1 protein-coding gene is annotated in these 4281 nt (G+C 71.9%); it reads left to right on the top strand.

Translation table 11 applies throughout. The annotated features are described in order from the left end of the window. The first annotated feature begins 595 nt into the window (after positions 1–595). The gene (locus AB0B48_RS32010; protein ID WP_357208145.1) at positions 596–4198 is read left to right on the top strand and encodes an ABC transporter ATP-binding protein; all 3603 of its coding nucleotides are present in this window, start codon (positions 596–598) and stop codon (positions 4196–4198) included. The last annotated feature ends 83 nt before the right edge of the window (positions 4199–4281 follow it).

Genomic DNA, 4281 nt, shown 5'->3' with positions numbered 1-4281 from the left:
GGGTCTGTGTGTAACGACCGGGGGGCCGGGGTCATTCCGGGGTCGGCCCATCCATCGGCACCCTCATTGAGGCGGTGCCCGTTCGGTCGTTCGTGGGGACTGTAACGACCGGGCGGAGGTCGGCATTCCAACCTGCGCGACCTACATCCCACACCCCTGAGGGTCAGGCGGCCGGTCGGTGGTGCTGCGATCGTCAGTGTGTGTAACGACCCCGGCCCGGCCATGATTCCGCCCCACGAGTGCGCCCCGTCACAGGACAGATCGCCCAGAAGCCAACAAAACCTCCATGGGGAGTATGGCTCACGACAGCAAATCCTCCGACACCGGGTGTGATCCACTCGCGTTCATGAAAGTCGCGCGGTCCCGGATGCCCGGACACCGCGACATCACAGAACCCCCGAGTCGATCTAGGCCTCTGGGGCCGTCGCCGACCGCCCAGAAGTTCTCAAATCGGTCAAACGCCCACGGGGCGACCCTGCCCTGGTCGTTGGCGCAACTGACGGAAGCCCAGCTCAGAGGCGGGTAAATCGGTTGAGATGACGGGTTGCTGCCGGCAGGCTGAGGTCTCCGCCACCCACGTCCCGGAGGACTTTCCATGCGCCTGCTCCGTGATCTGTGGGGTACGTCGACCCGTCGTGTGACGATCGTGGCTGTCCTGATCGTTCTGGGTGCCGCGGGGCAGGCGGGCGCATCGGCCCTGGCCGGCGCGGTGCTGGTGCACCGTTCGGCTGGTTTCTTCGCCGTGCTGGCCGTGGCCCTGGTCGCCGTGGTCCTCAGCGACCTCGCGGTGAGTCTGCTGATGGCCGGTCTCACCGCCGACTGGTCCGCCGACGTGCGTCGCCGGCTGTGTCGCGTCGCTCTCGGGCAGGACCTGCCCACCCTGGAGACCACTCCGGTCGGCGAGTTGCTGGACCGCATCGACGGGGACGTCTATCAGGTGGCGTCGGCAATTCGTAACCAGGGCACCCGTCTTGCCCAGGGCCTCTGCGTCGGTCTGTTGTCGATGGTCGTGGCGCTGTTCGTGTGGTGGCCGGCGGGAATCGCGATGCTGCTGCTCACCGTGGTGCTCGCGGTCGGCCTGCGCCGGCCCACGGCGCGGATCGGCCCGGCCCGGATGGCCGAGGAGGAGGCGTGGTCCGACCTGGCGGCCGTGATGGAGGAGGCGGTGCACGGCCAGGACGACGTACGCACCAGCCTGGCGCGGCCGTACGTGCTGCGGTTGTACGCCCGGCGGGCCTCCGCCGTGCTCTCCCGTGGCCTGGTGGTCTGGGTGCTGTCCGCCCGGGTGGCGACGGTGGCCACCGCGACGATCCGGGCGGGCATCGGCGCGGTGGTGCTCGGCGGTGCCTGGGCGTTGGCCACCGGCCGGATCGACGCCGCCCGGCTCACCGCCATCTGGCTGCTCGCTCTGGCATTCGGGGCGACAGCGGAACACGTCAGCCGGATGGTGCCGGAGATCCAGGAGGCGCTCGGCGCGTGGGCGCGGGTGCAGTTGCTCTCCAAGGCCCGGCAGGAACCGGTCGGCGGGGCCCGCCCGAGCGAGGGTGACCTGCGCATTCGGGACCTGACATTCGCGTACGGGGAGAGTGCCCGGGGTGCCGCGCTGCGCGGGCTCAGCCTCACCTTCGCGCGTGGTCGCTCGTACGCGCTGATCGGGCGAACCGGCTCGGGCAAGTCGACGCTGGCGAAGGTGCTCACCCGGGCGGTCGACGTGCCGCCGGGCACTGTCTTCCTCGGCGGCACCGACCTGTGCGACCTCGACGTCGAGCAACTGCGCCGCTGGGTGGCGTTGGTGCCGCAGCGCACCGAGATCCTGGCCGGCACGCTCGCCGAGAACGTGGCGCTCTTCGACACTGAGTTGCTCGACGCGGCGGCTCGGGCGCTGGACGAGCTGGGCCTGGCGAGCTGGATCGCCGAGCTTCCGGACGGGTTGGCGACCCGGCTGGGGGAGGGCGGGCACGTGCTCTCCGCCGGTCAGGAGCAGTTGGTGGCGTTCGCCCGGATTCTGGTCCGGGAGCCGCACGTGGTGATCCTCGACGAGGCCACCGCGCGGCTGGACCCGGTCACCGAGGCGCGGGTGCAGCGGGCCACCGAACGACTGCTGCGCGACCGGATCGGCATCGTCATCGCGCACCGACACTCGTCGGTGCGCCGCTGTGACGAGGTGGTCGTCCTGGCCGACGGCGCGGTGATCGAGGCCGGTCCGTTGGAGACGTCGACGCGCTTCGCGGAACTGTTGGCGACCAGCCACGCCGCCGCGTACGCGACGGTGGCGCCGGCCGGTCGTACCGGCGTCGGCACCGACCTGCTGGTCGGTCCCGGCCCGGACGCGTGGCCGAGCGAGCCGGCGCCCGCGCGGGGCGAGCCGGTCGCGGCGAATGAACAGGGCGTCGCCTGGCCGACCGAGCCGGCGTCGACGCGGGCCGAGCCGGATGAGCAGGCCACACGCGAGACACCCCCCGACAGCACGCGGGACGCGGTCGGGCCGACCCGGGCCGATCCTCCGCCGCTGCCGCCGGTGCCGCCGGCCCGGACGCTGCGGGAGATCTTCCGACTCTGCACGAACGATCCCCGGTACGGGGCGGCGGCGATCGTGCTGTTCCTCGGGCTCAGCCTGCTCGGGCTGGACGGCCCGGTGCTGCCCTGGCTCTGGGCGGACCTGGTCGACGGGACCGGCAACCCGTACCTGCCGGCGGTGGGGATCGTCGCCGGGTTGCTGGTCACCCTGCCGCTGCCGTTCTACACCCATGTCTGGTTCCCGCAGTGGTGGGTGCGGCAGATGCTGCGGATCGGCCTTCGGCTGGTGCACGGCCAGACCGGGCCGCGCCGGGTCAGCTCACACACCCCCGCCGAGGTGGTGGCGCAGGGTGGGGACACCGAGCGGGTGGTCCAACTCGCCGACAACGTGTTGGACCAGACCGTCGCGCTGGTGCTCGTGGTCGCCATGACGGCGGTCACCGGCAGCGTCGTACCCGGGCTGTTCTTCCTCGGCACGATGGTCGTCTCCGGGCTGGCCGCGACGTTGTTCGGGCCGAAGCTGGAGCGTGCTGCCCGGGCGACGGTGGCGGCGCGGGCCTCCTTCGCCACGGCGCTGGTCTCCGCGCTCTCCGCGGCGCGGACGGTGAAGCTCGCCGGCGCGACCACTGCGGTGCTGCGTCACCTGGCCAGCCTGGACGTGCTGCGTAGCGACCGGCAGCGGCGGGAGATCTCGGTGCAGGTGTGGGCACGCTCCACACCGTCGATGGCCAGTGGGTTGTTGCCGATCGGGGCCTGGGCGCTCTACCTGAACGGTTCGCTCTCCGCCGGGGCGGTGCTGGTGGCCGTCTCCACCCTGGGCGCGGCCCGCTGGTTCGCCTGGACGACGGCGTCGTTGATCTCGCAGCTGCCCTCGGCGCGGGTATGGACCCGACGCACAGTGGCGATGACCGGGGTGAGCACGTACTCCGCTGGGGTGCCGGAGGTCGACCTGACGGCTGGGACGGCGCCCGCACCGACCATGCCACCCCGGCATCCGCTGCGCCGGCTGGAGCTGCGTGGCTTCGGGGTGGTGCACTCCGACGGCACGGTGGCCGTCCGGGACGTGGACCTCACCGTGCAGAGGGGGCAGTTGGTGCTGGTCGTCGGGCCGGTGGGGTCCGGTAAGTCCTCGTTGCTGCGCGGGCTGGCCGGGATCGTGCACCACACCGGCGAGCTGGCCTGGAACGGTGACCCGGTCACCGAGCCGGAGCTGTTCCTGCGTCCCAACCAGGTCGGCTATGTCGGTCAGTTGCCCCGGGTGCTCTCCGGCACGGTGGCCGACAACATCGCCCTCGGGCACCAGGTGGACGCGGCGGGGGCGGTCAGCACCGCCCAGCTCGACCATGACCTGGCCGCCGCCGGTGGTGGGTTGGGCCTGCTCATCGGTCACAAGGGCACCCGGCTCTCCGGCGGGCAGTTGCAGCGGTTGGCGCTGGCCCGTGCGCTGGCCCCGCGTACCGAACTGCTTGTCGCCGACGACGTGTCGTCGGCGCTGGACGTCACCACCGAGCTGGCGTTGTGGCAGGCGTTGCGCGGCCACGGGGTGACGGTCGTCGGTTCGACGGCGAAGCGCGCCGCGTTGGTCCGGGCCGACCACGTGGTGGTGCTGCTCGGCGGCACGGTGGCCGCCCAGGGCACCTGGCAGGACCTGGAGGGCGACTGGTCACACCTGGCGGGTTGAGTGCCGACGGTCGGGCGCCGCCACCCAGGCCGAGCTGCACCAGGCCATTGCCCGATTCAACACCGATCCGGACGTACTCGGGC

The organism is Micromonospora sp. NPDC049089, assembly GCF_040648775.1.
GTDB lineage: Bacteria > Actinomycetota > Actinomycetes > Mycobacteriales > Micromonosporaceae > Micromonospora.
This window is presented reverse-complemented; position numbering and strand designations above follow the sequence as displayed.

Coding starts and splice junctions, on each gene's coding strand:
- AB0B48_RS32010 (WP_357208145.1), top strand. CDS start 596: ATGCGCCTGCTCCGTGATCTGTGGGGTACGTCGACCCGTCGTGTGACG.